At 68.7% G+C, this 26664-nt stretch carries 25 protein-coding genes; 11 read left to right on the top strand and 14 right to left on the bottom strand.

Annotated features, from left to right (window positions below; all coding sequences use genetic code 11):
• Positions 1–110: 110 nt before the first annotated feature.
• From AKG07_RS10825 to AKG07_RS10815, 4 genes are read left to right on the top strand one after another with little or no spacing between them, the layout of a single operon-like run.
• Positions 111–1613: a sugar ABC transporter ATP-binding protein gene (locus AKG07_RS10825; RefSeq protein ID WP_053097945.1), complete on the top strand. Its 1503-nt coding sequence runs from the start codon at positions 111–113 to the stop codon at positions 1611–1613.
• Positions 1613–2647, top strand: a complete 1035-nt coding sequence (locus AKG07_RS10820) for an ABC transporter permease (protein WP_171821947.1) — start codon at positions 1613–1615, stop codon at positions 2645–2647. Before AKG07_RS10825 ends, AKG07_RS10820 begins: the two co-directional genes overlap by 1 nt.
• 49 nt (positions 2648–2696) lie before the next feature.
• Complete coding sequence (locus tag AKG07_RS18155) at positions 2697–3188, top strand: substrate-binding domain-containing protein (RefSeq protein WP_250635867.1); 492 nt, start codon at positions 2697–2699, stop codon at positions 3186–3188.
• Positions 3128–3697, top strand: coding sequence for a substrate-binding domain-containing protein (locus AKG07_RS10815; protein ID WP_250635866.1), 570 nt, complete (start codon positions 3128–3130; stop codon positions 3695–3697). Before AKG07_RS18155 ends, AKG07_RS10815 begins: the two co-directional genes overlap by 61 nt.
• An 81-nt stretch (positions 3698–3778) precedes the next feature.
• Here AKG07_RS10815 and AKG07_RS10810 read toward each other — a convergent pair whose 3' ends face one another.
• From AKG07_RS10810 to AKG07_RS10775, 8 genes are all read right to left on the bottom strand, one after another.
• Entirely contained in the window at positions 3779–4075 is a 297-nt protein-coding gene (locus AKG07_RS10810) for a putative quinol monooxygenase (RefSeq protein WP_053097943.1), read from the bottom strand.
• 72 nt (positions 4076–4147) lie between these two features.
• Entirely contained in the window at positions 4148–5116 is a 969-nt protein-coding gene (locus tag AKG07_RS10805) for a phosphotriesterase family protein (protein ID WP_053097941.1), read from the bottom strand.
• The gene (locus tag AKG07_RS10800; RefSeq protein WP_053097939.1) at positions 5116–6069 is read right to left on the bottom strand and encodes a shikimate dehydrogenase family protein; all 954 of its coding nucleotides are present in this window, start codon (positions 6067–6069) and stop codon (positions 5116–5118) included. The genes AKG07_RS10805 and AKG07_RS10800 overlap by 1 nt, the downstream gene beginning before the upstream one ends.
• Positions 6070–6080: 11 nt before the next feature.
• Entirely contained in the window at positions 6081–7037 is a 957-nt protein-coding gene (locus AKG07_RS10795; RefSeq protein ID WP_082297905.1) for a phosphoglycerate dehydrogenase, read from the bottom strand.
• Positions 7037–8539, bottom strand: a complete 1503-nt coding sequence (gene xylB / locus AKG07_RS10790; RefSeq protein WP_053097937.1) for a xylulokinase — start codon at positions 8537–8539, stop codon at positions 7037–7039. Before xylB ends, AKG07_RS10795 begins: the two co-directional genes overlap by 1 nt.
• Positions 8540–8548: 9 nt before the next feature.
• Positions 8549–9139, bottom strand: coding sequence for a glucose-6-phosphate isomerase family protein (locus AKG07_RS10785; protein ID WP_053097935.1), 591 nt, complete (start codon positions 9137–9139; stop codon positions 8549–8551).
• Positions 9140–9312: 173 nt separating this feature from the next.
• On the bottom strand, positions 9313–10299 hold the full coding sequence (locus AKG07_RS10780) for an acetylxylan esterase (protein WP_053097933.1): 987 nt from the start codon (positions 10297–10299) through the stop codon (positions 9313–9315).
• A gap of 40 nt (positions 10300–10339) precedes the next feature.
• On the bottom strand, positions 10340–10876 hold the full coding sequence (locus tag AKG07_RS10775; RefSeq protein ID WP_053097930.1) for a CGNR zinc finger domain-containing protein: 537 nt from the start codon (positions 10874–10876) through the stop codon (positions 10340–10342).
• Between the two features lie 39 nt (positions 10877–10915).
• Between AKG07_RS10775 and AKG07_RS10770 the strand changes: the two genes are divergently transcribed.
• From AKG07_RS10770 to AKG07_RS10750, 5 genes are all read left to right on the top strand, one after another.
• Entirely contained in the window at positions 10916–11896 is a 981-nt protein-coding gene (locus AKG07_RS10770) for an EamA family transporter (RefSeq protein ID WP_053097928.1), read from the top strand.
• Positions 11897–11969: 73 nt separating this feature from the next.
• On the top strand, positions 11970–12638 hold the full coding sequence (locus AKG07_RS10765; protein WP_053097926.1) for a GntR family transcriptional regulator: 669 nt from the start codon (positions 11970–11972) through the stop codon (positions 12636–12638).
• Positions 12635–14161: an MmgE/PrpD family protein gene (locus AKG07_RS10760; protein WP_053097924.1), complete on the top strand. Its 1527-nt coding sequence runs from the start codon at positions 12635–12637 to the stop codon at positions 14159–14161. The genes AKG07_RS10765 and AKG07_RS10760 overlap by 4 nt, the downstream gene beginning before the upstream one ends.
• Positions 14161–15063 (top strand): methylisocitrate lyase, encoded by a 903-nt coding sequence (gene prpB, locus AKG07_RS10755; RefSeq protein WP_053097922.1) that lies wholly within the window; start codon positions 14161–14163, stop codon positions 15061–15063. Before AKG07_RS10760 ends, prpB begins: the two co-directional genes overlap by 1 nt.
• 2 nt (positions 15064–15065) lie before the next feature.
• Positions 15066–16199 (top strand): bifunctional 2-methylcitrate synthase/citrate synthase, encoded by a 1134-nt coding sequence (locus tag AKG07_RS10750; RefSeq protein ID WP_053097920.1) that lies wholly within the window; start codon positions 15066–15068, stop codon positions 16197–16199.
• A 71-nt stretch (positions 16200–16270) separates the two neighbouring features.
• On the opposite strand, the gene AKG07_RS10745 is transcribed toward AKG07_RS10750, so the two are convergent.
• The gene (locus tag AKG07_RS10745) at positions 16271–16702 is read right to left on the bottom strand and encodes an META domain-containing protein (protein WP_162253870.1); all 432 of its coding nucleotides are present in this window, start codon (positions 16700–16702) and stop codon (positions 16271–16273) included.
• Positions 16703–17006: 304 nt separating this feature from the next.
• Between AKG07_RS10745 and AKG07_RS10740 the strand changes: the two genes are divergently transcribed.
• Positions 17007–19199, top strand: coding sequence for a S1 family peptidase (locus AKG07_RS10740; RefSeq protein ID WP_150115124.1), 2193 nt, complete (start codon positions 17007–17009; stop codon positions 19197–19199).
• Between the two features lie 191 nt (positions 19200–19390).
• Here AKG07_RS10740 and arfA read toward each other — a convergent pair whose 3' ends face one another.
• From arfA to AKG07_RS10715, 5 genes are all read right to left on the bottom strand, one after another.
• Complete coding sequence (arfA, locus tag AKG07_RS10735; RefSeq protein WP_053097914.1) at positions 19391–20914, bottom strand: arabinosylfuranosidase ArfA; 1524 nt, start codon at positions 20912–20914, stop codon at positions 19391–19393.
• A 38-nt stretch (positions 20915–20952) separates the two neighbouring features.
• Positions 20953–21858, bottom strand: coding sequence for a carbohydrate ABC transporter permease (locus tag AKG07_RS10730; protein ID WP_053097912.1), 906 nt, complete (start codon positions 21856–21858; stop codon positions 20953–20955).
• Positions 21858–22808: a carbohydrate ABC transporter permease gene (locus AKG07_RS10725; RefSeq protein WP_053097910.1), complete on the bottom strand. Its 951-nt coding sequence runs from the start codon at positions 22806–22808 to the stop codon at positions 21858–21860. Before AKG07_RS10725 ends, AKG07_RS10730 begins: the two co-directional genes overlap by 1 nt.
• Complete coding sequence (locus AKG07_RS10720; protein WP_053099262.1) at positions 22805–24142, bottom strand: extracellular solute-binding protein; 1338 nt, start codon at positions 24140–24142, stop codon at positions 22805–22807. The genes AKG07_RS10725 and AKG07_RS10720 overlap by 4 nt, the downstream gene beginning before the upstream one ends.
• Before the next feature lie 93 nt (positions 24143–24235).
• Positions 24236–25282 carry a LacI family DNA-binding transcriptional regulator gene (locus tag AKG07_RS10715; protein WP_053097909.1) on the bottom strand — a complete coding sequence of 349 codons (1047 nt, stop codon included), beginning with the start codon at positions 25280–25282 and terminating at the stop codon, positions 24236–24238.
• Positions 25283–25361: 79 nt separating this feature from the next.
• On the opposite strand from AKG07_RS10715, the gene AKG07_RS10710 reads away from it, so the two are divergent.
• Positions 25362–26621, top strand: coding sequence for a D-arabinono-1,4-lactone oxidase (locus AKG07_RS10710; protein ID WP_053097907.1), 1260 nt, complete (start codon positions 25362–25364; stop codon positions 26619–26621).
• Positions 26622–26664 lie beyond the last annotated feature (43 nt).

Here is a 26664-nt window from a genome sequence, read left to right as displayed (position 1 = left end):
ACATTTAGATACAACTTGCGCAGGGTGGGGCGTAAGACGCAGAATTGATCCGATGTTTCCGGACCCGACCGGAATATCGCATCACGACCTTCAAGGAAGCAGGTGAGCACATGAGTGACCCCATTCTCAGAGTCGACGGGATCAGCAAGGGATTCCCCGGTGTGCAGGCTCTCAAGGATGTGCACCTCGAGGTGCGAGCCGGCGAGGTGCTGGTGCTCGTGGGCGAGAACGGCGCCGGCAAGTCGACCCTGATGAAGATCCTCTCGGGGATCTACACCAAGGACGAGGGCACCATCACGTTCGAGGGCCGGGAGGTCGAACTCACCAGCCCGCTGCAGGCGCAGCAGCTCGGCATCACGATCATCCACCAGGAACTCAACCTGATGCCCGATCTCACCGTGGCGCAGAACATCTTCGTGGGTCGCGAGCCCACCACCGGCCCCTTCCTGTCGGAGCGCAAGCTCAACGCGCAGACGGCCGAACTGCTGCAGCGCCTCGGCATCAGGGTCAACCCCCGACAGCTCGTCGGTGAGCTGACCGTGGCCGAGCAGCAGATGGTCGAGATCGCCAAGGCGCTCTCGTTCAACGCCAAGGTGCTCATCATGGACGAGCCCACCTCGGCGCTCACCGACTCCGAGACCGAGACCCTGTTCCTGCTGATCGAGCAGCTGCGCGCCTCGGGGACCGGCATCGTCTACATCTCGCACCGCATGGACGAGCTGCGGCGTCTCGCCGACCGGGTCACGGTGCTCCGTGACGGCACATACATCGGATCACTGGAGAAGTCGGAGGTGAGCGTCCCGAAGATCATCGAGATGATGGTCGGCCGCGTGATCGACGAGGGAACCCGTCCGCAGGCCCGCGATCACATCAACGACCCGATCGTGCTCGACGTGCAGGGACTCTCGACCAAGAACCTCCTCAAGGACGTCTCGTTCCAGTTGCACAAGGGTGAGATCCTCGGCTTCGCCGGGCTCATGGGCGCCGGGCGCACCGAGACCGCGCGGGCCATCATCGGTGCCGACCACCGCGACGGCGGCACGATCGCGATCGGCGGCGACCCGGTGCGAATCGGACAGCCGGCGGATGCGGTCAAGCACGGCCTCGGCTACCTCTCGGAGGACCGCAAGCTGCTGGGCCTGATGCTCGAGCAGGACGTGACCTTCAACACCGTGCTCGCCTCGCTCGGGTCGTACGCCAACGGCATCGGCTGGATGGGCGACGCGAAGGCGAAGAACCGCACCAAGGAGTACGTGCAGCAGCTGCGGGTCAAGACGCCCTCGGTGAACCAGGTCGTGAAGCTGCTCTCGGGAGGGAACCAGCAGAAGGTCGTCATCGCCCGGTGGCTGATGCGCGACTGCGACATCCTCATCTTCGACGAGCCGACCCGAGGGATCGACGTCGGCGCGAAGGAGGAGATCTACCGCCTCATGCAGCAGCTCGCTGACCAGGGCAAATCCATCATCGTCATCTCATCGGAGCTCCCCGAGATCCTCCGCGTCGCGAACCGCATCGCGGTCTTCGCGAACGGTCGGATCACCGGGACGCTCCGCAACGAGGAAGCCAGCCAGGAGAAGATCATGCAACTCGCAGCCCACGGGGAGGAAGACTGATGAGCACCCCACAGCAGTCCGGATCGTCGACGACGACGATCATCCAGACGGCGGTCGATGAGAACACCGACAAGCGCGACTTCGGCGGGTTCCTCCGTCGCCAGCTGCAGCAGTCGCTCGCCTTCGGCACGCTGATCGTCCTGGTGATCTTCTTCTCGATCGCCAGCCCGAACTTCTTCACCTTCAGCAACATCGCCACGGTGCTGCTGTCGACGGCCGTCATCGGCATCCTCGCCCTCGGCACGACCTTCGTCATCATCACCGGCGGCATCGATCTATCGATCGGCACCGGTATGGCGCTGTGCGCCGTGATGACGGGTGTCTTCGTGACCAACATGGGGCTCCCCGTCTGGGTCGGCGTGATCGGCGGTGTGCTCACAGGTGTCCTCATGGGACTCGTGAACGGCATCAACATCACCTTCCTCCGGCTGCCGCCGTTCATCGCGACCCTCGCGATGATGATGATCGCCGGCGGACTCGCCCTCGTCATCTCGAACGTCTCGCCGATCTACTTCTCGACCTCGGCCCCCGACTTCAAGAAGATCGCGCTCGGCGTGATCATCCCCGGCATCCCGAACGCCGTGCTGATCACCGCCGTGGCCGCGATCATCGCGTGGCTCGTGCTGTCGAAGACGCTCCTCGGCCGCTACACGTTCGCGATCGGCTCGAACGAGGAGGCCACCCGGCTGTCGGGTGTGAACACCCGCCGCTGGACGATCCTCATCTACATGTTCGCGGGCGCCTTCACCGGCATCGCGGGCATCGTGATCGCGGCCCGTCTCGACTCGGCGCAGCCGCAGATCGGCACCGGCTACGAGCTGCAGGCGATCGCCGCCGTCATCATCGGCGGAACGTCGCTGCTCGGCGGACGAGGCTCGATCCTCGGCACCGTGATCGGTGCGCTCATCATGAGCGTGCTCGTCAACGGCCTGCGCATCATGTCGATCCAGTCGGAGTGGCAGAACATCGTCGTCGGCATCGTCGTGCTGCTGGCCGTCTTCCTCGACTCGCTGCGCAACCGCCAGCGCACCTGACCCACAGATCTACACCCCCCACCACCACACAGAGAACAATGGAGTTTCCATGAAATTCGGCAAGAAGACCGCATTCGCGGCACTCGTGGCCGCATCCGCCCTCGTCTTCGCGGGTTGCGCAGGCGGCGGTGACGTCATCGAAGAAGGCAGCGGCGACGGAGGCAGCGGCGACGGCGAGATGTACATCGCGCTCGTCTCGAAGGGCTTCCAGCACCAGTTCTGGCAGGCCGTCAAGACCGGTGCTCAGGAGAAGGCGGACGAGCTCGGCGTGAAGATCACGTTCGAGGGCCCGGCCGCCGAGACCGAGATCGCCCAGCAGCTCGAGATGCTCACCACCGCGATCGACAAGAACCCGGATGCCATCGCCTACGCCGCCCTCGACCCCGAGGCGTGCGTCGCCCCGCTCGAGCAGGCGAAGGCCAAGGACATCCCCGTCGTGTACTTCGACGCTCCGTGCGACCGGGCGACGTCGGACTCAGCTTGTCGGCGACCGACAGCAAGGTCGCCGGTGCGCTCGCCGCAGAGCACATGGCCGAGCTGATCGGCGGCGAGGGCGAAGTCGCCATCGTCGGCCACTCGAACATCAACTCGACCGGTGTCGAGCGTCGTGACGGATTCGTCGAGAAGATCGAGGCGGACTTCCCCGACATCAAGATCGTCGACATCCAGTACGGTGACGGCGACCACCTGAAGTCCGCTGACATCGCGAAGACGCTGATCGCCGCTCACCCCGACCTCAAGGGCATCTACGGCACCAACGAGGGCTCGGCCATCGGCGTCGTGAACGCCGTGAACGAGCTCGGCCTCGAGAAGGGCAAGATCACGATCGTCGGCTTCGACTCGGGAGCTGCCCAGATCAACGCGATCAAGGACGGCACGATGGCCGGCGCCATCACGCAGGACCCGATCGGCATCGGCGCGCAGGTCGTCCAGGCGGCGTACGACGCGGCCAACGGCGAGGACGTCGAGGAGTTCTACGACACGGGTTCGTACTGGTACGACAGCACGAACCTCGAGGACGAGGACATCGCAGCGGTCCTCTATGAGTGACCCGCTGAGAAAGAAGCCCCTCACCTTCGGGTGGGGGGCTTCTTGCGTGCCGGGGGTGCGGGGGGCGCGTTGCGGGGTGCGTCAGATGCGTCGGAGGAAGGTCAGCACGGATGCCGGCTCGACGATCAGCTGCTGCAGCGCCTCATTGAACGGGACGCCGGCCGGGGCCGAGATGTGCGCCTGGAAGGCCGCCTCGTCGCGGTAGACCTCGTAGACGAAGAAGCGGTCGGGGTCGTCGACGAGCCGCGTCGCATCGAACACGACGTTGCCCTCTTCGGCGCGCACCACCGCGGCGAAGTCGCGCAGCAGCGCCGCGACCTCGTCGCCCTTCTCGGGGCGTGCGGTGAACACGGCATGCAGGATGGTCGGCTCGGTCATGCGGACTCCTCGGGTGTGGGCTGGCGGGGCGGGACGGTGCGGTCAGGCAGCGGTGTGGTCAGGCTGACAGGGTCAGGTCGACAGGGTGAGCAGGCGCGCGGGGTTGGCGACCAGCATCCGCTCGACCACGTCGTCGCCCACCGCGGAGCGCAGCCGCGGCAGGTAGCGCTCGCCGAGATAGGCGAGACCCGGCATGCCGCCGTACGCGAGGTAGCGGGTGCGGCGGGCGACATCGCCGCCGAGCAGGATGCGGTCTCCGCATCCGAGGGCGACGGCCTTCTCGGTCAGGGCGAGCAGCTCGGCATCCGACCTCGTGCGCGGACGCGCGAATCCGTCGTAGCCCAGGTAGGCACCGCGCTCGGCGAGCGACGCGTGCAGCCCGGCATCCGGATCGCGGTCGGCATGCGCGAGCACGACGCGATCGGATGCCACGCCTTCGCCCTCGAGCAGATCGAGGACCTCGTGCGCGGCGGTGCAGAACTCCAGGTGCACCATGACCGGCGCGCCGGTCGCTCGGTGCGCCGCTGCGACCGCGAGCAGGGTCGTGTGCTCGAAGGCGGTGATGCTCCAGTAGCCGACGCCGGCTTTCAGCATCCCGGCGCGTACCGGTGATCCCTCGGGCGCAGCCGCCCGGGGCACGTCGGGGGTCTCGAACACCAGCGCATCGTCGACGAGCATCCCGCGCATCACCTCGGCGATGAACAGCTCGGCCAGGCGCTCGACATCCCACACCTGCATCGGATGGTCCTCGCCGTAGTGCGCCTCGCGGTGGCGCCCCGTCGTGGCGACGATGTGCAGTCCGGTGCCGGCGCTGATGCGTGCGACCCCCTCGGGATCGCGCCCGAGCCCGAACGGCGTCGCATCGACCATCGCCGCGAAGCCGCTGGCCCGCAGCAGGGCGGCCTCCTGGCCGGAGAGCTCCTCATCGTCGAGCTCATCGCCGACCAGCAGCGGCGAGATCTGGAACAGGTGCTCGTGATAGTCCGTCGCCCCGAGACGCGTCGGGTCGATGTCGCCGAGCACCGTCCGCACGACGGGCATCAGCGCACCGATTCGGCGGCCTGGGCGAGCCGCTCGACGATCTCGGGCGTGAGGTCGATCTCGAACACGTCGGCGACGACCTGCGACCACCCGTGGATGAAGTAGCGCCAGCCGTCGACCACGTGCAGACCGCGCGCGCCCTCCTGCGCACGCGCCTGATGCAGGAACTCGAGCGAGCCGCGGTAGTTGAACTCCCACACCCACGCGTCCTCGGGGAACGCGACGTCGTCGGGCAGCGGCGAGCCCGGGCGGTCCTTGCCGAGGCCGGTGGCGTTCACGATCAGCGAGCCCGCGGGAGCGCCTGCGACGATGGCCGCGGCATCCTGCACCGTGTCGGTGCGCACGTACGTGATCAGCCCGTCGGGGGTGCCGTGCTGGCGGTGCACCTCGCGCAGGTGGTCGAGCTTGTCGTCGTCGCGAGCGGTCACGGTGATCTTCGCCGGAGCATCCGCCCTCTCCGCCAGCGCCCAGCTGAGCGCGGTGCCCGAGCCGCCGGCGCCGAGGATCACGACCTCCGCCCCGGTACGGGCGAAGTGGTCGGTCGGCAGGAAGTCGTCGAGTGCGAGATCGACGGTGAGGGGGTCTTTGGCGCGGCCGATCAGGCGGTCGCCCCGCTTCGAGATGCTCGAGATCTCGGAGCACGAGATGGCGAACGGGTCGAGCTCGTCGAACAGGTCGGATGCCGCGGCGAACACGTTCATCTTGTGGGTCGTGACCAGTGCGCCCCGGTGCTGCGGGTCGTCGCGGATCTGCTCGACCATGGCGACGTACTGCTCGGGCGTCGCATCCATCGGAAGGTCGTGTCCGATGAGGTTCTCGGTGGGGAGGCCCAGCACCTCGGCCCACTTCGGGAACACCTTCATGATCGACGACGAGCCGGTGCTCACGCCGACGAAGCCCATGTAGCCGCCGGTCGTGGTCGCGGGGGTCGCGGTGTTCTCGGTGATGGTCATCGCTGGGTCCTTCAGGGTCGGGAAGAGACGGGGTGGGCGGGCGCGGTGCCCGCGAGAACCGCGAGCACATCGTCGAGGGACATCGAGCCCATGTTGTCGACGGCCTGGGTCGTCTGCGCGCCGAGATGCGGGGTCACGGTGACACGGTCGGCGAGGTCGTCGGCGAGCAGCGGACTCGCGCTCGCCGCGGTGTCGCCGGTCAGGGTGTCGGCGGCGTATCCGCCGAGGCGTCCGTCACGCAGGGCGGCGGCGAGTGCCGCCTCGTCGACGAGGTCGGGGCGGGCGGTGTTCACCAGGATCGTGCCGGGGCGGATGCGGTCGAGTCGCGCCGCATCGACGAGCGTCTGCCCGCCCGGGGCGTGCAGGGTGATGACGTCGGCGGTGCGGAACAGCTCGTCGAGGTCGACCGGTTCGGCGCCGCGCTCGGCGATCACGTCGGCCGGCAGGAACGGATCTGCCGCGAGCACGCGTGCGCCGAAACCGCTCAGACGTCGCGCGACGCCCTGGCCTATGCGACCGAACCCGACGATGCCGACCGTGGCGGCTCCGAGCTCGCGACCGCGCCGCACGGCCCAGTCGCCGGCCCGCACGCGGCGATCGCCGTCGGGGATGAACCGGAGCGCCGCAAGCATGAGGCCGACGGCGTGGTCGGCGACGGCATCGGCGTTCGCCCCCGGGGTGTTCGTCACCGGGATGCCGCGCCGCAGCGCCGCGTCGAGATCGACTGCCTCGGTGCCGACGCCGTAGCGGGCCACGACCCTGAGGTTCGGCGCGGCGGCCAGGTGGTCGTCGGTCACCGGACCCGTGCCCGCGATCCACCCCTCGGCGGCAGCGAGCAGGGGTGCGAGCTCGGTGAGCCCGTGGTGGGCGGGGCCCCGGACGATCTCGTGGCCGGCGGCCCTGGCTCGCCCGACGAGGTCGAGGTCTCCGTCCGAGAACGACCGGCTGGTCGCGAGGATGACTCCCATCAGGCGCCTCGAGTGGCGGGGGCCTGGGCGAACCACGGCTCGAGCGCGGCGTAGGCGCCGACGAAGCGCGAGTGCCGCTGCGCGTGCACGGCGTGCCGGCCGGCATCCGGAGTGAACTCCGCCGTGACCTCGCTGAGCGCCCGCGCCGCCGAGAAGTCGGCGAGGCCGAGGCCGACGGCACCGGTGACAGCGGCGCCGAGGCTGTTGGCCTCTTCGACGATCGTGCGCCGTCGGATCGGCACACCCCAGACGTCGGCGAGGATGCCGAGCCAGGCGTCGCTCTGTGCTCCGCCGCCCACCGCGTCGATGCGGTCGATCGACGCACCGGATTCGCGGAACGCCTGGATGCAGGTGAGCAGGTTGTACGCGACACCCTCGAGCACGGCTCGGGTGAGGTGCGCGCGGGTGTGGTGACGGGCGAGGCCGACGAAGGCTCCGCGGGCGTGCGGGTCCCACAGCGGGGATCGTTCGCCGAGCAGATAGGGGAGGAAGTAGAGGTCCTCGGTGTCGAGGTCGCCCCCGGCCTCCGCGGTGAGCCGGGCGGTGTCGGGGCGCGCGGGGTCGGGGGAGAGGGCTTCGGCGATCCACTGCACCGAGGCGCCGCCGGCCTGCATGGTCGCGGTCGGCACGAAGGATCCTGGCACGACGTTGTCGAACGTCATGGTGCGCATCTGCGGGTCGTGCAGCGGTGTGAGGCTCGCGAACGAGATCCACGACGAGGTGCCCAGGCACACGTACGCGCCGTCTTCGGGCGCGACGATGCCCGAACCGACGGCGGCCAAGGGGCCGTCTCCGCCGCCCATGACGACGCGGACGGATGCCGGAAGCCCGAGGTCGGTGGCCGAATCGGCGGTGAGGGACCCGGCGATCGTCGTCGATTCGAGGATCTCGGGGAAGAGAGCGGGGTCGAGTCCCGCGGCGGCGAGCACATCGGCCGACCACTCGCCGCGCACCTGGTCGTAGGCGTTGGTGCCCGAGGCGTCGGAGCGCTCGGTGGCGAGGCGTCCGGTGAGACGGTAGACGATGTAGTCCTTCGCGACGCAGAAGTGCCGCACCCGCGCCCAGACATCCGGCTCGTTGTCGCGCACCCACATGATCTTCTCGACCGAGTAGGTGGGGTTCAGTCGATGGCCGAGCACGCGGTAGGCGTCCTGTGCGCCGAGACGCTCTTCGAGCTCACGGGTCTGCGCGCCCGAGCGGGTGTCGGCCCAGATGATCGCGGGGCGCACCGGCTCGCCGTGTGCGTCGAGCAGCACCGTGCCCATCATCTGGCCGCTGACGACGAGTCCGCCGACGGTCGACGGGTCGACGCCCGCACGGTCGATCAGCTGTCGGGTCGCCGAGACGACGGCATCCCACCAGTCCGCCGGATCCTGCTCGGCGATGCCGCCCGCGGCGAAGTGCGCGGGGTACGGCACCGTGACCGAGGTGACGAGGCGTCCGTCGTCATGGTGCAGGGAGGCCTTGTCGCCGGTGGTCCCCAGATCGTGCGCGATCAGCATGGCCGGAGCCTATTCCGCGGAGGGGGACGCGGAATAGGGGCGCAGGTCCACGCCCTCGGTGGCGCGATAGGCCCGAGAGCCCATCCCGTGCTCGAGGACCCAGCCGTAGTCGTGGCCGGCGCCGCCCGGGTACACCGCGAGGAACGAGTAGGGCTCGTCGCCCGTGTTGACCGAGCGGTGCGCCCAGCCCGGCGGGATGTAGCCGATCGTGCCGGGCAGCATGTCGAGCCATTCGGTGCGCTCGCCGTCGAACATGAGCAGCCCGCCGCGGCCCTTCAGCGCGAGGTAGATCTCGCCCTGGTGGTTCGGATGCTGGTGGCCCTTGGTCATCCAGAGCTCTCCCGAGGTGTCGCCGGGCATGATCGTGGTGATCGACTGCGGCAGCTCGCGGTCGACCTCCGGCACGGGAGAGCTGACCACGGTGTAGACGACGGGGTTGTCGCCGGCGGCCGCGGCAGCCCAGGCGTCGGCGTCGAGGAAGAGTCCCTCGAGGTCGGACATGCGCCGCGTCAGAGTGGGTCCCTCCGGGGAGAGCGTGAGCTTCTCGGCGTCGAAGGCGATCGCCATCGGCGAGATCGGGGGAGTGTGGAACTGGGGCATCGGTGCTCCTCGTGCGGATGCTGCGGCGCTGCGCAACCTGTAATGACAAGTTGAGTGTACCTGTGATGACAAGTGGCGTCCAGTGCTCGGATGCGCAGGCCGGGGAGCGCGGGTGTGCGCCTGCTCCTGGCTCGCCCGGACCCGTCGGGCTCGCCATGCGAGTTTCTCCGGAGTCATGGAGCGGAGGCGGCGCGCAGTGCGCGCGCGAGGTGGGCGCGGCCGCCTCTGACGGACTCGGCTGTCACCTCGTCGGCCCCTGGATAGTCGGCATGGCCGGCGGGGAGGACGGCGAGTTCGAGCATCCGCGCCGCGTTCGCGACGCCGAACTGTCCGGGCGGCGGCACGTACGGGTCCCACAGTGCCGCCTCCACGCGCACCGGAACGCGGGCGAAGCCGAGGGCTGACGAGGCGTCGAACCAGCGCAGCGCCTCGCGCGCGTCGGGATGCGCGGCGACGTGATCGCGCACGGTCTCCCCGCTGCCGAGGCAGTGAACGGCGAGGCGCTCGTCGTGCTGCCCGAAGCTCGGGACGATGAGGGGCGCCCCGGTATACCGGTCGTCCCACGGCAGGGCGAGCGCTCCGATGCCGCCGCCGAAGCTCTCGCCGACGTAGTAGAGCGGCACGCGTCCGACGAGCGCGGTCAGGGCATCCGCCGCGAGCCAGAGGTCGCGGGCGCAGAGTCCCAGCACGTAGTCGTCGGGGTTCTCGATCCCGGCCAGCACATGCTCGGCCTGGATCTCGGGGGCGCCGATGCCCGTGTTCAGCGTGGGCAGCCCGCGGGCTACGGGGAAGATCGCCGCCGCATCCTCGGGAATACGAGCGAGGTCGATCGCATCCCGCCCGCCGTATCCGTGGCTGTGCACGACGCCCACCCGCGCGGGCGGCGAGACGGGCTCGACGAGCCAGGCACGCAGTCGGATGCCGTCGACTCCGGCGTGCTCGATGATCGACACCCGCCGGCCGTGGATGCTCTCGGTGGACAGCACGGCGGGTGCGGCATCCACCGTCTTCGCCTGTGCGCGCCACGCCTGCCAACGCGCGGTGAAGCCGTCCGGCGCTGGAACCGGTGCGATCTCGCGGAGCGTGGCGAGCGTGTGTCCGTAAGCGGCGTCGAACTCGGCGTCGGGGAACCAGATGTCGTAGGGAGGGGGGAAGGTCATGACGAGACGACGCTACCGAACGTCCTTCGGATGCCGCGGCTCAGGCGCTCGCGCGCCGCGCACGATACGCCGCCACCGCGTTGCGATTCGTGCAGGTCGTCGAGCAGTAGCGCTTCGACCGGTTGCGGGACAGGTCGAGAGCGAGCGCCTCGCACGTGTCGTCGGCGCAGATCGAGATGCGGGATCCCTCGTCGGTGCGGATGACGTCGATCAGCGCCATCGCGGTCTCGATCAGCACGCGCTCGGCGAGGGGGCGCTCGTCGGCGACGGCGTGCAGGTGCCAGTCCACGCCGTCATGGCGCACGAGTCGCGGCGCGAGAGACGCTTCGGCCAGCGCGGCGTTGACGTGCTCGGCCATCTCGTCTCGTGGGGCGATGAGCATGGAGCGCAGGCGCGGGCGGATCGCACGCAGCGAGGAGAGCTCGGCGTCGTCGCGGTCGAGGCGGCCGGAGTAGGGGAAGTCCGCGAGAAAGGCGTCGTAGTCGGCGAGCGTCTCGAGGGTCTCGGGCTCTTCCGCCGAGTTCACGAGCCGGATGGCTGCGCGGAGCGCCTCTTCCGTGTCATCGGTGAAGTTCATGTTGACACCTTACAACGTGCACGAGTAGCGTCACCTGTCATGAGCAAAGTTGCGAATGACATCTCGATGCGCGGCGTGCGTCTCGGTCTGCCTCTGGCGATCGGCGCGGCCTTCGCGTTCGGGATGTCCGGCGCCTGGGCTCGCGGGCTCATCGATGCGGGGTGGACGCCCGGTGCTGCCGTGACCGCGCGTGTCTGGGTCGCCGCACTCGTGCTGCTCGTGCCGACGGTCCTGTCGCTGCGCGGGCGGTGGGCAGTGCTCCGCAAGAACGCCGGGATGGTCGCCGCCTACGGACTGCTCGCCGTCACCGCCACGCAGCTCTGCTACTTCCAGGCCGTCGCCGTGATGGACGTCGGTCTCGCACTGCTCATCGAATACACCGCGCCGATCGCCGTCATCCTCTGGCTGTGGCTCCGCCGGGGCGAGCGGCCGAGTCGGCGCAGCGTGATCGGCGCGGCCATCGCCTTCGTCGGACTCGTGCTGATGCTCGACATCATCACCGGCGCCGAGGTCGATGTCGCCGGCATCCTCTGGGCACTCGCCGCGATGGTGGGTGCGGCGACGTACTTCCTGCTCTCGGCCAAGGCCGACACCGGACTGCCTCCGATCGCGCTCGCCGGGGGTGGGCTGCTGCTCGGCGCGATCGCGCTGACGGTCGCCGGATTCGCCGGCATCCTGCCCATCGCGTGGACGACCGACGACATCACCTATCGCTTCGGCACCGTGCCGTGGTTCGTGCCGGTGCTCGCGATCGGCCTGATCGCGACGGCACTCGCCTATGTGCTCGGCATCGCGTCGACGCGGATGCTCGGCTCCCGCCTCGCATCCTTCGTCGCGCTCTCCGAGGTGGTCGCCGCGCTGCTCTTCGGCTGGCTGCTGCTCGGACAGCTGCCCGATCTGCTGCAGGCCCTCGGCGGGGCGCTGGTGCTGGTCGGCGTCGTCGTGGTGAAGCTCGGCGAGCCGCGTCCCGCCGAGTTCGTCGAGCCGGTGCCGGATGCCGTGGAGCGGCCGCAGCGGTAGCGCAATGTATACGCGAAGCACCCGCTGACCGCGCTTCTGATCATCGAAACGTATTTGTGTATACACTGAGAGCATGAGCTCTGTCGCCGATCGCATCACCGCCGGCGATCGAGCCCACGCCGCACTGCTCGACGAGATCCAGTCCGGCGCCCTCCCCGCGGGGTTCGTGCTCGGCGAGGTCGAGCAGGCCGCCCGCCTCGGCATCAGCCGCACCCCGATGCGCGAAGCGCTGCGCCGCCTCGCCGCCGACGGCCTCGTCGTGCAGCAGTCGCCGCGCGTGACGGTGGTCGCCGCCCTGGATGCCGACGACATCCGCGCGCTGTTCGAGATCCGCCGCGCGCTCGAAGAGACCTCCGCCCGACTCGCGGCCCAGCGGGGTGACGCCGCCCTCTTCGCCGCCCTCGCCGACGAGTTCGCGAACGTCGACCTCACCGCCGTCGAGGGCCGCGACGCGTACTACGCCCTGATCGCCCGCTTCGATGCCGCTCTCGACGGTGCGGTCGACAACGACTACATCGCCTCGGCCCTGCGCACCGTGCGCACCCACCTCGTGCGAGTCCGCCGCATGGCCCGCGACAAGCCGGCCCGCCTCGCAGCCTCAGCCGCCGAGCACCGAACGATCGCGCAGGCCCTCGCCGCCCGAGACGGCGACCTCGCCGCCCACGCCACGCACGTGCATCTGCACAATGCGCTGACCGGCATCCTCGACTCCCTGACCGCCAACCCAGAAGGTGTGAAATGACCGTCACCCACCACGTCCGCGTCCACCGCAGCGATGAGAACCTCGCCCGCGAAGACCAACTCGCCTGGAAGATCGCCGAGGTCGCCGCCGACCCGGTCGAGGTCGACCAGGACGTCACCGACATGATCATCAACCGCATCATCGACAACGCGTCGGTGGCCGCGGCATCCCTCACCCGCGGGCCCATCAACGCGGCTCGCACCCAGGCGTTCAGCCACCCCGTCTCGACCGGCGGCATCGGCGCCACGGTCTTCGGCGCGGCGCTCGACCACCGCACCAGCCCCGAGTGGGCGGCGTGGGCCAACGGCGTGGCCGTGCGCGAGCTCGACTATCACGACACGTTCCTCGCGGCCGAGTACTCGCACCCGGGCGACAACATCCCGCCGATCCTCGCCGTCGCCCAGCACGTGCAGGCCGACGGCCGCGCGCTGCTGCGCGGCATCGCCACCGGCTACGAGGTCCAGATGGACCTCGTGCGCGCGATCTGCCTGCACAAGCACAAGATCGACCACGTCGCGCACCTCGGCCCGTCGGCCGCCGCAGGCATCGGCACGCTGCTCGGGCTCGACGTCGAGACGATCTACCAGGCCGTCGGTCAGGGCCTGCACACCACCACCGCCACGCGTCAGAGCCGCAAGGGCGAGATCTCGACCTGGAAGGCGCACGCCCCGGCCTTCGCCGGCAAGCTCGCCGTCGAGGCGGTCGACCGGGCGATGCGCGGTCAGACGAGTCCCGCGCCGATCTACGAGGGCGAAGACGGCGTGATCGCCTGGATGCTCGACGGCAAGGACGCCGCCTACGAGGTGCCGCTTCCTGCCGCGGGCGAGGCGAAGCGCGCGATCCTCGACTCGTACACGAAGGAGCACTCGGCCGAGTACCAGGCGCAGGCGTGGATCGACCTCGCCCGCAAGCTCGGCACCGAGAATCCGGCGCTGCGCGACCCCGCCAACATCGAGGCCATCGTGCTGCACACCAGCCACCACACGCACTATGTGATCGGCTCGGGTGCGAACGACCCGCAGAAGTACGACCCCACTGCATCCCGTGAGACGCTCGACCACTCGATCCCGTACATCTTCGCGGTCGCGCTGCAGGACGGCGGCTGGCACCACGTCGATTCGTACACCCCCGAGCGGGCCGGTCGCGCAGACACGGTCGCCCTGTGGCACAAGATCACCACGGCCGAGGATGCCGAGTGGACCCGCCGCTACCACTCCGAAGACCCCGACGTGAAGGCGTTCGGCGGGCGCGTCGAGTTCCGCCTCACCGACGGCACGACCGTGGTCGATGAGATCGCCGTCGCGGACGCGCACCCGCTGGGTGCTCGTCCGTTCGCCCGTGAGAACTACATCGCGAAGTTCCGCCTGCTGGCCGAGCCCGTGCTCGAGCCCGCGGAGATCGAGCGGTTCCTCGAGCTCGTGCAGCGTCTGCCCGAGCTCACGGCCGCGGAGGTCGGCGAGCTGTCGATCATCGCGAAGCCCGGCCTGCTCGAGGGCGCCGATGCCCCGAAGGGCCTGTTCTGATGCTGTATTCGCACGTCACCCCGGCCGAGAAGCGCCGTCTGTTCCGCGAACGGCTCGCGAGTGGCGAGCTGCTGCGCTTCCCCGGCGCGTTCAATCCGCTGAGCGCCCGACTGATCGAGCAGAAGGGCTTCGACGGGGTCTACATCTCGGGTGCGGTGCTCTCTGCCGACCTCGGGGTGCCCGACATCGGCCTCACCACGCTGACCGAGGTCGCCGGTCGGGCCAAGCAGATCGCGCGGATGACCGACATCCCCGCGATCGTCGACGCCGACACCGGTTTCGGCGAGCCGATGAACGTCGCCCGCACGATCCAGGAGCTCGAGGATGCCGGCCTCGCCGGCACGCACATCGAAGACCAGATCAACCCGAAGCGTTGCGGCCACCTCGACGGCAAGAGCGTCGTCGACGAGAGCACGGCGATCCGTCGCATCCGCGCCGCCGCCGACGCTCGACGCGACCCGAACTTCCTCATCATGGCGCGCACCGACATCCGCGCGGTCGAGGGACTCGAGTCCGCGATCGATCGTGCGAAGGCGCTGGTGGATGCCGGGGCGGATGCCGTCTTCCCCGAGGCGATGCGCACCCTCGGCGAGTTCGAGGCGATGGCGAATGCGCTCGACGTGCCGATCCTCGCCAACATGACCGAATTCGGCAAGAGCGATCTGTTCTCGGTCGACCAGTTGCGGGATGCCGGTGTGAACATGGTCATCTGGCCGGTGTCGCTGCTGCGCATCGCGATGGGCGCGGCGGGCGGTGCGCTCGATACGCTGAACGAGGAGGGGCACCTCACCTCGAAGCTCGGTGAGATGCAGCACCGTGCCGATCTCTACGACCTGATCGACTACGAGTCCTACAAGCAGTTCGACTCCGGCGTCGCAGGCTTCACCGTCACGAAGGAGTGAGCATGACCGAGCCGGACATCAAGAAGGGCCTCGCCGGGGTCGTCGTCGACACGACCGCGATCTCGAAGGTCAACCCCGAGACGAACAGCCTGCTCTACCGCGGATATCCCGTGCAGGAGCTGGCGGCGACCCAGCCTTTCGAGGCGGTGGCCTACCTGCTGTGGCACGGCGAGCTGCCGACGGCCGACGAGCTGGCCGCTTTCCGCGCGGAGGAGCGCCTCCATCGCGCTCTGACCGACAGCGTGAAGACGGCGATCGACCTGGTTCCGCTCGACGCGCATCCGATGGACGAGGTGCGCACGGCGGTCAGCCTGATCGGTGCCTCCGACACGAACGCGGGCGGATCGGTGCTCGATGCCGGCGGCAGCCCGGAGGAGAACCTCGAGCGCAGCATCCGTCTGTTCGCCGCTCTCCCCGCGATCGTCGCGTACGGTCAGCGCCGCCGCCGGGGGCAGGAGACGATCGCACCGCGCGACGACCTCGACTACTCGGCGAACTTCCTCTGGATGACGTTCGGCGAGGAGCCCGATCCGGTGGTCGTCGACGCGTTCAACCGCTCGATGATCCTGTATGCCGAGCACTCGTTCAACGCCTCGACGTTCACGGCCCGCGTGATCACCTCCACCCTCAGCGACCTCTACTCGGCGGTGGTCGGGGCGATCGGCGCGCTCAAGGGGCCGCTGCACGGCGGCGCCAATGAGGCTGTGCTGCACATCTTCGACGAGATCGGCGAGGCCTCGAACGTCGTGCCGTGGCTCGACAAGGCGCTGGCCGAGAAGCGCAAGATCATGGGCTTCGGGCACCGCGTCTACAAGAGCGGCGACTCGCGGGTGCCGACGATGAAGGCGGCGCTCGACACCCTGGTCGAGCACTACGACAAGGCCGAGGTGGCAGAGCTGTACGACGCTCTCGAGTCGGAGTTCGTGGCGCGCAAGGGCATCTACCCGAACCTCGACTACCCGTCGGGTCCTGCCTACAACCTCATCGGCTTCGACACCCTCACCTTCACGCCGCTGTTCGTCGCGGCGCGGGTCACAGGGTGGACGGCGCACATCATCGAACAGGCCGGTGCGAACGCTCTGATCCGCCCGCTGTCGTTCTACGACGGCGTCGACGAACGCCACATCGAGAACTGATCGGCGCACCGGCCCGGGTCGACGAACCCGGGTCGGTCGCCGGATCAGGTGCCGCATTCCGCGGCGCGACGTCAGCTCGCGCGCGGGAGGGTGCCCAGCTCCGTGCCGGACGCGTCCTTGATCACGAGGACGTCGCCGTCGATCTCGACTGCACGCACGCCCCGCATCCAGCCGTCCACTCCGGGGCACGCCTTCAGCGTCGAGGCGAATCGGGCGAGATCGACACGGTCGCCGTTCACCGAGTAGGTCGTCGTGATGCCGTTGCAGCCGTCACTGCCGTGCACCTCGCCGTCGGCGGTGAACTCGAGGTGCGGCTGACCGGAGGCATCCTCTCCCCACAGTCCGACGAGCTTCTCGACGACGGCGCTGTCTTCGCCGTTCGGGTCGGCGCTCGACGTCGGCGCACTGCTGGGGCCGCCGGTCGCGCAGGCTGCGCCCATCACGGCGAAGGCTCCCAGGATCGCGAGGCCGACGAGGGTGCGTGCTCTGCGGTGGGTGCTCATGGTGGCCATGGTAACCGTGTCGTCTGCGAACGCAATCCGTTGTGCGGCGGGCGGTCGTCCTGCCGTATCGCAAACGAGAGGGCCAGGTCAAGAGGCGAAATTCTGGTAAACAATTTCCCCATTCTGTGGATTTACTGGGTACTCTGCATGAGATCCCTGTTCGTCCTGACGGACTGGATCGTGCTGATCGGGGGGCCAGCGTCTCATTTCACGCCCTACCCGGGAAGCGGCGGTTCCGTGCTCGACGAGCACTGCCGACTATGAAACTGACTGACGATCCGTGACCAGCAAGGACATACATCACATGAAGCACAGAGTGACAGGTCGACGCCCGCTGGCGTTGACCGCCGCCGCCACGATCGCCCTCTCGGGCCTGCTCGTGGCGGGACCGGCCTACGCCGAGGATGGCGCAGAGCCGAGCCCGACTCCCTCCCCGACCGCGACGTCGGAGACGAATGCGCCGGTCGAGACCGAGGCTCCCGCCGTCGAGACTCAGGATGCTCCTCCGGCCGACGTCGTGAAGATTGCGGAGGCCGCAGCCGACCATGGCGTCGAGTTCGTGGCCAGCGGTACAGGCGCGGACGGTGGAGAGATCACCGTCATCTCCGAGGATGGCGCGACCGATGACGCCGCTGTCGACGCCTTCGCGTCTGAGGCTGACCTCCCGACAGGAACTGTCGTGACGGTCGATGGAACGCCTAAGGCATTTGCCGACGGCGATATCGTCGGTGGACAGGGCTACCTGAGCCTGGATCAGGACGACTTGCTTTACAACTGCTCCGTCGGCTTTGCCGCCTGGAGCCCGCAGGGTGACCCGGCGCTGCTGAGTGCAGGACACTGCGCGCTCGACGACGACAACAACACGATGGTCGGAACCTTCTGGAGCGTTCCGAGCGAGCAGCCCGCAGCCGGCGGCGACGACGAGCTGCCCGCGACGCCCAGGGTTCTCGGCACCTTCAGCTTCGCTCAGTTCGGCAGCACGAACAACACTCCGGGTTCCAACGGCGACACGAACGCGACCGACATCTCGGTGATCGATGTCGCTCCGGGCACCAACCCGCTGCCGTTCGTCACCGACTGGACCACGGCCACCGACGCTTACGACTCGCTCGCAGAAAGCGGCTACGCGGTCAAGGCTGTCGGCGCGGCCGTTCCTGGCCCCGTCGCGAAGAGCGGTCGCACGACCGGCTACACGGAGGGTGCGATCAACGGAAACCACATCGTCGACGGCTGGGCGCAGATCGAGGGCCGCTGGGTGCAGGGCTTTTCGAGCAACACCGAGGCTGGCCCCGGCGACTCGGGCGGAGCTGTCATCCAGGGCAGCACCGCCATCGGACTGATCTCCGGCGGTATCGAGGCTGAACCTGGCGTCGAGCAGTGGACCTGGTCTGCATCGCTCACCGCGGCTCTCCCCAAGACCGGCGGCTACGAGGTCGCACTCGACCTCGACGCCCCGATCGTCACCAGCCCGACTTCCGGCGCTGAGGTCAACCCCGGGGCCACCATCGAGGGAACTGCTCCCGGATCCGACACCGTGACCGTCACCGGACTCGGCGCAGAGCAGAACGTCGACGTCGTAGACGGAAAGTTCTCGTTCGTCGGCCCCGTCGGACTCGGTGCCGCTGAGCTCACCATCACCGGCGTGAACGGCCTCAGCACCTCGCCGACCACCACGCTGAACGTGACCGTCGTGCCGGCTCCGCTCGTCGCGCCGGTCATCACCTCGCCCGCCGACGGATCGACCGTCAACGAGACGGTCACCGCGATCAGCGGCACCGGCCTGCCGACCACCGCCATCACGGTGACCGACGCCCAGACCGATGACGTGCTCGGCACGACCGAGGTCGCCGCAGACGGTTCCTGGACCGTCGACGGACTCACCCTCGAGTACGGCTCGCACAGCGTCGTCGTGACGCAGACCCGCACGATCGACGGCGAAGACGAGGTCTCGCCTGAGGCCACCTCGTCGTTCTCGGTCATCCCCGTCTCGCCGGCCGTGACCTCGGTCGCGAACGGCGCGGAGTTCGCCCACAACGACGGTCCTTCCGGACTCGCCGGCTCGGGCATCGACGGAGCGACCGTGACGGTGAAGCTCACCGGCGCCGAGCCGACCACGGCGAACACGGCGGCCCTCGCGGGCGCCTTCGCCGCGGCGAGCGGCACGTTCACGGCCACTGTCGAGGACGGTGCCTGGAGCGTCGACTTCGGTGCGGCTCTCGAGTCGGGCACCTACACGGTCTCGGCCACGCAGGCCATCGACGGCGTCTCGTCGGCTCCGACCGACCTGGCGTTCGCTGTTCTCGCCGCACCGGTCGCCGGCGGTGGCGGAGCCGCTCCCGCTCCCGGTGAGGGTGGCGCAGCCGCCCCGGGTGACGGCGGTCTCGCCGCGACCGGTTCCGACATGCTCGTCCCGCTGACGGCCGGAGCCATCGCGCTCGCCCTGCTCTCGGGCGGACTGCTGCTGGTCGTGCGTCGTCGCCAGCAGATCCAGAGCTGATCGCCTGATCACGATCTGACGGAGTGACCGGCCTCGGCCGTGAACCCCATCGCTGAGAAGCCCGGTATCGATCGATACCGGGCTTCTTCGCGTCTGCGGGGTGCTTCGTGGTGCAGGCGCGCGGGATGCCGGACACGCAGAAGGCCCGACATCGGAATCCGATGCCGGGCCCTCTCCTGTCGAGCCGAACCTCAGGCGAGTTCGATCACCGACCATGACAGCGGCGGCAGCGTCGCACGCACCGACCCGTCGACGACCTCGGCGGCGCTGAGCGGCACCATGTGCACGGCATCCTGCGTGGCCTCGAGGTTCGCGGTGCGACGGTCGCCGCCCTCGGGGATCGTCAGCGTCTCGGCGTTCACGACGCGGAGGCCGGTCAGGCCGCGCAGCTCGACGGTCAGGTCGCTCTCTTCGGTCAGCGAGCGGTTCGCGACGAAGACCACGACTCGTCCGGTCTCCTCGTCCCACGTGGCCGCGGCATCAACCGAGTCGACTCCGCCGTAGCGCTTCGTCTCGATCTGCGGAGCCGACACCGCGAGGCGCAGGATGCGGCCCTTGGCGAGACGGGCCATGCGCTCGAAGGGCCAGAAGCTCGTCTGACGCCAGGCCGGACCGTTCTCCTCCGAGCGGATCGGCGCGATCACGTTCACGAGCTGCGCCTGGTTCGCGATCTTCACGCGATCGCCGTGACGCAGCAGGCTGTTGAGCAGCGTGCCCACGACGACGGCATCCGTCACGTTGTAGGTGTCCTCGATCAGACGCGGGTGCTTCTTCCACCCGGCCTTCGCGATCTCGACCGACTCGACGTCGTTGAACTTCACCTGGTCCCACACGTTCCACTCGTCGAACGAGATGTCGACCTGCTTCGTGTGCTTGCCCGCCGCCTTCACCGCATCGATCGTCGCGATGACGCCGTCGATGAACGCATCCATGTCGACCGACTCCGCGAGGAACGACTCGGCGTCGCCGTCATGCTCCTGGTAATACGCGTGCATCGAGATGAAGTCGACCTCGTCGTACGCGTGAGTGAGCACCGTGTGCTCCCAGGTGCCGAACGTCGGCATCGACCGGCCGGACGAGCCGACGGCGACGAGCTCGATCGTCGGGTCGACGAGCTTCATGGCCTTGGCCGACTCCTGCGCCAGCCGCCCGTACTCCGTCGCGGTCTTGCCGCCGATCTGCCAGGGGCCGTCGAGCTCGTTGCCCAGGCACCACAGCTTGATGTCGAAGGGCTGCTCGGCGCCGTTCTTGCGGCGAAGGTCCGACCAGTACGTGCCGCCCGGGTGGTTGGCGTACTCGACGAGCGACCTGGCCTCCTCGACACCCCGGGTTCCGAGGTTGATGGCCTCCATGACCTCGACATCGGCATCCTTCGCCCAGTCCATGAACTCGTGCAGGCCGAAGGCGTTGGTCTCGATCGTGTGCCAGGCGCCGTCGATGCGCACCGGGCGGTCTTCGACCGGGCCCACCCCGTCTTCCCAACGGTAGCCCGAGACGAAGTTGCCTCCCGGGTATCGGACCACGGTCGGACCCATCTCCTTCACCAGGGCGAGGACGTCCTGACGGAAGCCGCGCTCGTCTGCCTGCGGGTGCCCCGGTTCGTAGATGCCGGTGTACACGCAGCGCCCCATGTGCTCGACGAACGACCCGAAGAGCCTCCGGGGGACGTCGGCGATGGTGAAGTCGCGATCGATGGTGATGCGGGCCTGAGACATTGCTCTCCTTGTTTCTGGCTCTCGAGCCGGGTGGGGGACTACTGACCGCCGAAGCCGCTGGTCGCGACGCCCTTGACGATCTGCTTCTGGAAGATGATGAACACGATGATCAGCGGCAGCGCCGCCAGCACGGCCTGAGCCATCACCTGGGCGTACTGCACGCCGTAGGCACTGATCACCGTCTGGAGGCCGACCGGCAGCGTCATCAGCGTGGTGTCGTTGATGACGAGGAACGGCCAGAGGAAGTTGTTCCAGGCGCCGATGAACACGAAGATCGCGACGGATGCCAGGATCGGGCGCGACAGCGGCAGCACGATCGACCAGAAGATACGCAGTCGGCTGGCGCCGTCGACCCGGGCGGCGTCTTCGAGCTCGATCGGGATCGCGTCGAAGAAGCGCTTCAGGATGAACACCATGGCAGGCGCCACGACCTGCGGCAGGATCAGACCCCAGTAGGTGTCGATCATGTTGAACGCGAGCATCTCGTAGAACAGCGGGATGATGAGCACCTGCGGCGGCACGACGATCGAGGCGATGATGGCGACGAACAGCCACTTGCGACCGGTGAAGTCGAGCCGGGAGAAGGCGTAGGCGGCCAATGCCGAGATCGTGAGCGTGATCAGGGTCACTGCGATCGACGTCCACAGGCTGTTGAACGCCCAGGTGTAGACGTTGCCCTGCGACAGGATCGCGGTGAACGCCTCGATCGTCGGGCCCGAGGCGCCGATCCAGGACGGGTCGCCGCTGGCGGCATCCGTCTCGGTCTTGAACGCCGTCGCGATCGCCCAGAGGAAGGGCAGCAGCCAGCCGACTGCCAGGACGATGAGGACGACGAGTGCGCTGATGCGCAGCACGCCGAACGGCTTCTCGCCCGGCAGGTGTGGGCGACGGGCCCGCGCGGGCTTGGTCGTGGTGATGGTCTCGGTGAGAGTGGCGGTGGACATCACAGCTGCGACTCCTTCCGGCGGCGCGTGATCAGAGCCTGCGCGACGCCGATGATGACGATGAGGGCGAAGAACACATAGGAGATCGCGGCCGAGTAGCCGAATCGGTAACTGACGAAGCCGGCTTCGTAGATGTACTGGACGATCGAGCGGGTCGTGTCACTCGCGACACCGCCGAGCATCTGGTACGCCTGATCGAAGAGCTTGAGCGACGCCAGGATCTGCAGGATCAGGATCAGCACGGTCGCCGGTCCCAGCTGCGGAAGAGTGATCGACCAGAACTGGCGCCACGGCCCCGCGCCATCGAGCGATGCGGCCTCGTACTGCTGCGGCGGGATGTTCTGCATCGCCGCGAGGTACAGCAGGAAGTTGAATCCGACCGTCCACCAGACGGTCGCGATCACGATCGACAGCATGTTGGTGTCGGGATTCTGGAGCCAGGCGAGCGGCTCGAGACCGAAGAACTCGAGGATGTTGTTCGCGGCACCGATCTGCGGGTTGAAGATCCACACCCAGATCTGCGAGATCACGGTCGAGGCGAGCAGGTACGGCATGAAGAACGACAGTCGCCACAGCCACTGACCCGGGATGCCGCGGTCGACGAGCGCCGCCATCAGCAGAGCGATCACGACGAGCGGCACAGTGGACAGCAGGGTGAACCACACCGTATTGCCCATCGACTGCCACATCTTCGGATCCGTCAGCGCCTCGGCGTAGTTCGCGAAGCCGATGAAGGAGCCGCCGGCGCCCGTGAGCGATTGGTCGGTGAAGCTGAGGATGATGCCGTGCACGATCGGCCAGGCGAGGAACAGCACGAACGCGAGCAGGAACGGAGCGAGGAACGCCCAGCTGATGAGCTGCTCGCGGTTGCGGGAGCCGGCGCGACGGATCGGGATGGCGGCCTTGGAGCCGGTGACGATGGTGCGCGTGGAGTCGGTTGCCGTGGTCATGATGCGAACGTCCCCTCGGGGTCTGCCGGGTTGGGCTGACGGAGCAGGGTGTTCACCCGTGCCTCGAACCGGTCGATCGCCGCCGCGGGGTCATCGCCCGACAGCAGGACGCCCTGCACCGCGGCGCCGAACTCGCCCTGGAAGTTGGAGCCCGATCCGGTGAACCACGCGGTGGGGTCGTACACGACGTGCTGCGCGGCCTCGGCGTAGTGGGCCTGGGGGACGAGATCGGCGTACTCGGGGGACTCGGTGACCGGCAGGAAGGCGGGGATGTGCCCGGCCTCGGCCCAGCCGAACGAGCCCTTGAGCATGTCGGCGACGAACTGGTACGTCAGGTCGCGCTTCTTCTCGTCGGCGTTGGTCTGATGCGGCAGCACGAACGAGTGCGAGTCGGCGTAGACCGCCGGGGTGCCGTAGAGCGTGGGGATCATGGTCGCGTCGAACGGGATCTCCGCGTTCTGCATGGTGCGGAGCTCCCAGACGCCGGTGAACAGCATGCCGCTCTTGCCGGTCGCGAACTCGGCGACGGCGCTGCCGTAGTCGGCCTGGGCGAGGGCGATCTCGCCGTCGAGCAGAGTGCGCATGAGCGAGAGGGACTCGACCGCGGCATCCTTGTCGATCACGGCCTTGCCGCCGGCGGGCAGCTCCATCGCACCGCCGTGCTGCGAGTAGAAGGTGTAGAAGAGGCGCCACATCTGCGCGCCGTCGCCGAGATATCCGTACGACAGCGCGTGGCCGTCGGCTTTGCCGCCGATCGTGCGCAGCTGCTCGACGAACTCCTCGGGAGACGACGTCTCTGCGAGGCGACCGTCGCTGTCGAGCACTCCGGCGGCATCGCAGATGTCGGTGTTGAACATCGCGACGAACGGATGCGCGTCGAGCGCGACGCTGTACATGTTCTCGCCGACGAAGCCCTTCTCCCAGATGGGCTTCGGGAACGTCGATGCGTCGACGCCGAGGTCTGCCAGTCGGTCGAGATCCCACGGGTCGAGCAGACCGCCGGGGGCCCAGCCGACCGTTCGGGTGGCGTGCATGATCGCGACGTCGGGGGCGCGGCCACCGGCGCCCGCCATCGCGAGCTTCGTGTAGTACGGGGTGCCCCAGGCGAGCACCGTGGGGCGGATGCGGTACGCGTTCTGCGCCGCGTTCGCGGTGTCGAGCAGTTGCGACATGGTGACGCCGTCGCCACCCGAGAGCAGATGCCAGAACTGGAGGGTTGTGGTGTTCGAGCCCGGGACTGTTCCGGGGGCGCAGCCGGCGAGCAGCGCCGCGGCGGCCGTGACGGAGGCGGCAGTCAGGAACTGCCGTCTGGACATATCGAGCGGGGGCGTCATCGTCACTCCTTCGTGACAGCGGGCGGGGTCGGGGTACATCATTACATCGATGTAATCAGCGGCGCAAGAGTGAGCCGATGCTTCCGGGCCGCGTCAGGGGCGGTAGCCGCGCGGGGTGCCCCGCGTGCTGTCGCGCTCGAGCAGATGATGCGAGAGGGTGAGCGCGCGCGGGGGAGCGGAGCGGTCGTCCATGCGCGACTCGAGCAGCGTGAGGGCCGCGTCGGCGAACGCGCGACGATCGAAGGCGATCGTCGTGAGCGAGGGCGACGTGTACCGCGAGAACTCGACATCGTCGAAGCCCGTCACGATCACATCGTCCGGCACGCTCACGCCGTGATCGTGCAGCGCGTGCAGCGCTCCGAGCGCGAGCGAGTCGGTGAAGGCGATGATCGCGTCGAATGCCACACCCCGCCGGAACAGCGTGGCGACGCCATCCGCCCCACCCGTCATCGACCACGGCATCGGGTTGATCTCGAGAGCGATGTCGCGCGGGATGCCGACCTCTCGCAGCGCGTCGTGCACGCCCTCGAGTCGCAGGCGACCTGTGGCGGTCGCGACCGCCGCGTCGTCATCGGCGCCGATCACCGCGATGCGGGTCGCCCCGCGAGACAGCACATGCCGGGTCACGTCAGCGGCGGCGCGGCGACTGTCGATCCGCACGTGGTCCGCCCTGTTCTGCTCGACCTCCCCGAGCACGACGAGCGGGGGCAGCCGGTCGGCGTACTTCAGCACGCTGTCCTCGAGGCGGATGGGGTTCAGGATCAGCCCGTCGACCAGGTGCGCGCGAGCGCGCGAGACGAGCTCCCGCTCGCGTTCGGGATCGGTCGCGGTCTCCTCGATCTGCACCGCCAGGCCCCGATCGTGCGCAGCGTCGACGATGCGATGCATCAGCTCGGCCGAGAACGCGGTGGCGAGGTCGGGCAGGGCCACGGCGATGATGCCCGAGCGGCCCTTGCGGAGCCCGCGGGCGTTGAGGTTGGGCACGAAGTCGAGCTCCACCATCGCCGACTCGACCCTGAGCCTCGTCTCCTCGCGAACGGCGACCGTGCCGGTGACGACGTTCGAGACCGTCTTGGGTGAGACGCCGGCAAGTGCGGCGACGTCCTTCATCGTCGCGCGCGGCGGCGGCATCGCAGTCATCCGGTCAGCCTATCCATGCGCATGCCGAGCGCGGTGCCTCTCCGATGGCGGGCGAGGCTGCCGTGGCTACTATGGCCCGATGACCATCGAACGCAACTGGGCCGGCAACCTCACCTATCGCGCATCCGCGATCGAGCACCCGAGCTCGATCGATGAGCTGCAGGGATTGCTCGCCCGGGGCGGGGCCGTGCGCTTCCTCGGGTCGCGGCACTGCTTCAACGACATCGCCGACACCGACGGGGTGCTCATCGCGCTCGACCGGCTGCCCGTCGTGTTCGAGGTCGCCGACGCCCGTGACGCCGTGCGCGTGTCGGGCGGGCTGCGCTACGGGGACCTCGCCCCGCTGCTCGATGCCGAGGGGCTCGCGCTCGCGAACCTCGCCTCGCTGCCGCACATCTCGATCGCGGGAGCCGTCGCGACCGGAACGCACGGCTCGGGCGACGCGACGGGATCGCTGGCCTCCGCCGTGCGCGCGCTGACGATCATCACGCCGGCAGGGGAGATCCGCTCGCTCGCTCGCGGAGACGACGACTTCGACGGCGCGGTCGTCAGCCTCGGAGCCCTCGGAGCGGTCGTCGACGTGACGCTCGATGTCGAGCCCGCCTACGAGGTCGCCCAGCACGTGTTCGAGCATCCGTCGTGGGATGCGATCCTCGCCGACTTCGACGAGGTGACGAGCATCGGAACGAGCGTCAGCATCTTCTCGCGGTGGGAGCACACCGACGTCGCCGACCAGATCTGGGTCAAGCAGCGACAGCCCGAGGCGCGCGAGAACACCCGCGCCGATCTCTTCGACCGACTCGGAGCGGAGCCTGCGACAGCGAAGCGGCATCCGATCATCGGCGTCGACCCGGTGGCCTGCACCGAGCAGCTCGGAGTGCCGGGGCCGTGGTTCGAGCGTCTCGCGCACTTCAAGCTCGAGTTCACGCCGTCGGCGGGCGCCGAGATCCAGAGCGAGTACCTGGTGCCCCGCGCCGATGCGGTCGCGGCGATCCAGGCGGTCCGCACGCTCGCCGGCCAGATCGCGCCGCTGCTGCTCGTGAACGAGATCCGCACGGTCGCCCCCGACTACCTCTGGCTGAGCTCATCGCAGGGCACGGATGCCGTGGGCATCCACTTCACCTGGAAGCCCGACGAGGCGGCCGTTCGCGAGTTCCTGCCCACGCTCGAGGCGGCACTGCCCGAGACCGCCCGCCCGCACTGGGGAAAGGTGTTCACGCTCGATGCCGCCGAGGTGCGCTCTCGCTACTCGCGCTGGGATGACTTCGCCGCGCTCGCGGCGCGGTTCGACCCCGAGCGCCGACTGGTGAACCCGTACCTGGAGCGCCTGGGCCTCTAGCGCCTGGGCCTCTAGCGCCTGCCGCTGCCGCGGGATCCATTGC

It is taken from the genome of Microbacterium sp. CGR1 (assembly GCF_001266755.1).
In the GTDB taxonomy this organism is placed as follows: domain Bacteria; phylum Actinomycetota; class Actinomycetes; order Actinomycetales; family Microbacteriaceae; genus Microbacterium.
The sequence above is the reverse complement of the archived record's forward strand: the minus strand, read 5'-3'. Positions and strand labels throughout refer to the sequence as shown.

What these genes read in the sequence shown, in the direction of transcription:
- AKG07_RS10805 (WP_053097941.1), bottom strand. Translation starts at nt 5,116, where the DNA reads ATGCCCGTCGTGCGGACGGTGCTCGGCGACATCGACCCGACGCGTCTC.
- AKG07_RS10795 (WP_082297905.1), bottom strand. Translation starts at nt 7,037, where the DNA reads ATGGGAGTCATCCTCGCGACCAGCCGGTCGTTCTCGGACGGAGACCTC.
- AKG07_RS10800 (WP_053097939.1), bottom strand. Translation starts at nt 6,069, where the DNA reads ATGACCATCACCGAGAACACCGCGACCCCCGCGACCACGACCGGCGGC.
- prpB (WP_053097922.1), top strand. Translation starts at nt 14,161, where the DNA reads ATGCTGTATTCGCACGTCACCCCGGCCGAGAAGCGCCGTCTGTTCCGC.
- AKG07_RS10765 (WP_053097926.1), top strand. Translation starts at nt 11,970, where the DNA reads ATGAGCTCTGTCGCCGATCGCATCACCGCCGGCGATCGAGCCCACGCC.
- AKG07_RS10720 (WP_053099262.1), bottom strand. Translation starts at nt 24,142, where the DNA reads ATGACGCCCCCGCTCGATATGTCCAGACGGCAGTTCCTGACTGCCGCC.
- AKG07_RS10730 (WP_053097912.1), bottom strand. Translation starts at nt 21,858, where the DNA reads ATGTCCACCGCCACTCTCACCGAGACCATCACCACGACCAAGCCCGCG.
- AKG07_RS10745 (WP_162253870.1), bottom strand. Translation starts at nt 16,702, where the DNA reads ATGAGCACCCACCGCAGAGCACGCACCCTCGTCGGCCTCGCGATCCTG.
- AKG07_RS10775 (WP_053097930.1), bottom strand. Translation starts at nt 10,876, where the DNA reads ATGAACTTCACCGATGACACGGAAGAGGCGCTCCGCGCAGCCATCCGG.
- AKG07_RS10760 (WP_053097924.1), top strand. Translation starts at nt 12,635, where the DNA reads ATGACCGTCACCCACCACGTCCGCGTCCACCGCAGCGATGAGAACCTC.
- AKG07_RS10820 (WP_171821947.1), top strand. Translation starts at nt 1,613, where the DNA reads ATGAGCACCCCACAGCAGTCCGGATCGTCGACGACGACGATCATCCAG.
- AKG07_RS10710 (WP_053097907.1), top strand. Translation starts at nt 25,362, where the DNA reads ATGACCATCGAACGCAACTGGGCCGGCAACCTCACCTATCGCGCATCC.
- AKG07_RS10785 (WP_053097935.1), bottom strand. Translation starts at nt 9,139, where the DNA reads ATGCCCCAGTTCCACACTCCCCCGATCTCGCCGATGGCGATCGCCTTC.
- AKG07_RS10740 (WP_150115124.1), top strand. Translation starts at nt 17,007, where the DNA reads ATGAAGCACAGAGTGACAGGTCGACGCCCGCTGGCGTTGACCGCCGCC.
- AKG07_RS10715 (WP_053097909.1), bottom strand. Translation starts at nt 25,282, where the DNA reads ATGACTGCGATGCCGCCGCCGCGCGCGACGATGAAGGACGTCGCCGCA.
- AKG07_RS10780 (WP_053097933.1), bottom strand. Translation starts at nt 10,299, where the DNA reads ATGACCTTCCCCCCTCCCTACGACATCTGGTTCCCCGACGCCGAGTTC.
- AKG07_RS10725 (WP_053097910.1), bottom strand. Translation starts at nt 22,808, where the DNA reads ATGACCACGGCAACCGACTCCACGCGCACCATCGTCACCGGCTCCAAG.
- AKG07_RS10825 (WP_053097945.1), top strand. Translation starts at nt 111, where the DNA reads ATGAGTGACCCCATTCTCAGAGTCGACGGGATCAGCAAGGGATTCCCC.
- AKG07_RS18155 (WP_250635867.1), top strand. Translation starts at nt 2,697, where the DNA reads ATGAAATTCGGCAAGAAGACCGCATTCGCGGCACTCGTGGCCGCATCC.
- AKG07_RS10770 (WP_053097928.1), top strand. Translation starts at nt 10,916, where the DNA reads ATGAGCAAAGTTGCGAATGACATCTCGATGCGCGGCGTGCGTCTCGGT.
- arfA (WP_053097914.1), bottom strand. Translation starts at nt 20,914, where the DNA reads ATGTCTCAGGCCCGCATCACCATCGATCGCGACTTCACCATCGCCGAC.
- AKG07_RS10750 (WP_053097920.1), top strand. Translation starts at nt 15,066, where the DNA reads ATGACCGAGCCGGACATCAAGAAGGGCCTCGCCGGGGTCGTCGTCGAC.
- xylB (WP_053097937.1), bottom strand. Translation starts at nt 8,539, where the DNA reads ATGCTGATCGCGCACGATCTGGGGACCACCGGCGACAAGGCCTCCCTG.
- AKG07_RS10810 (WP_053097943.1), bottom strand. Translation starts at nt 4,075, where the DNA reads ATGACCGAGCCGACCATCCTGCATGCCGTGTTCACCGCACGCCCCGAG.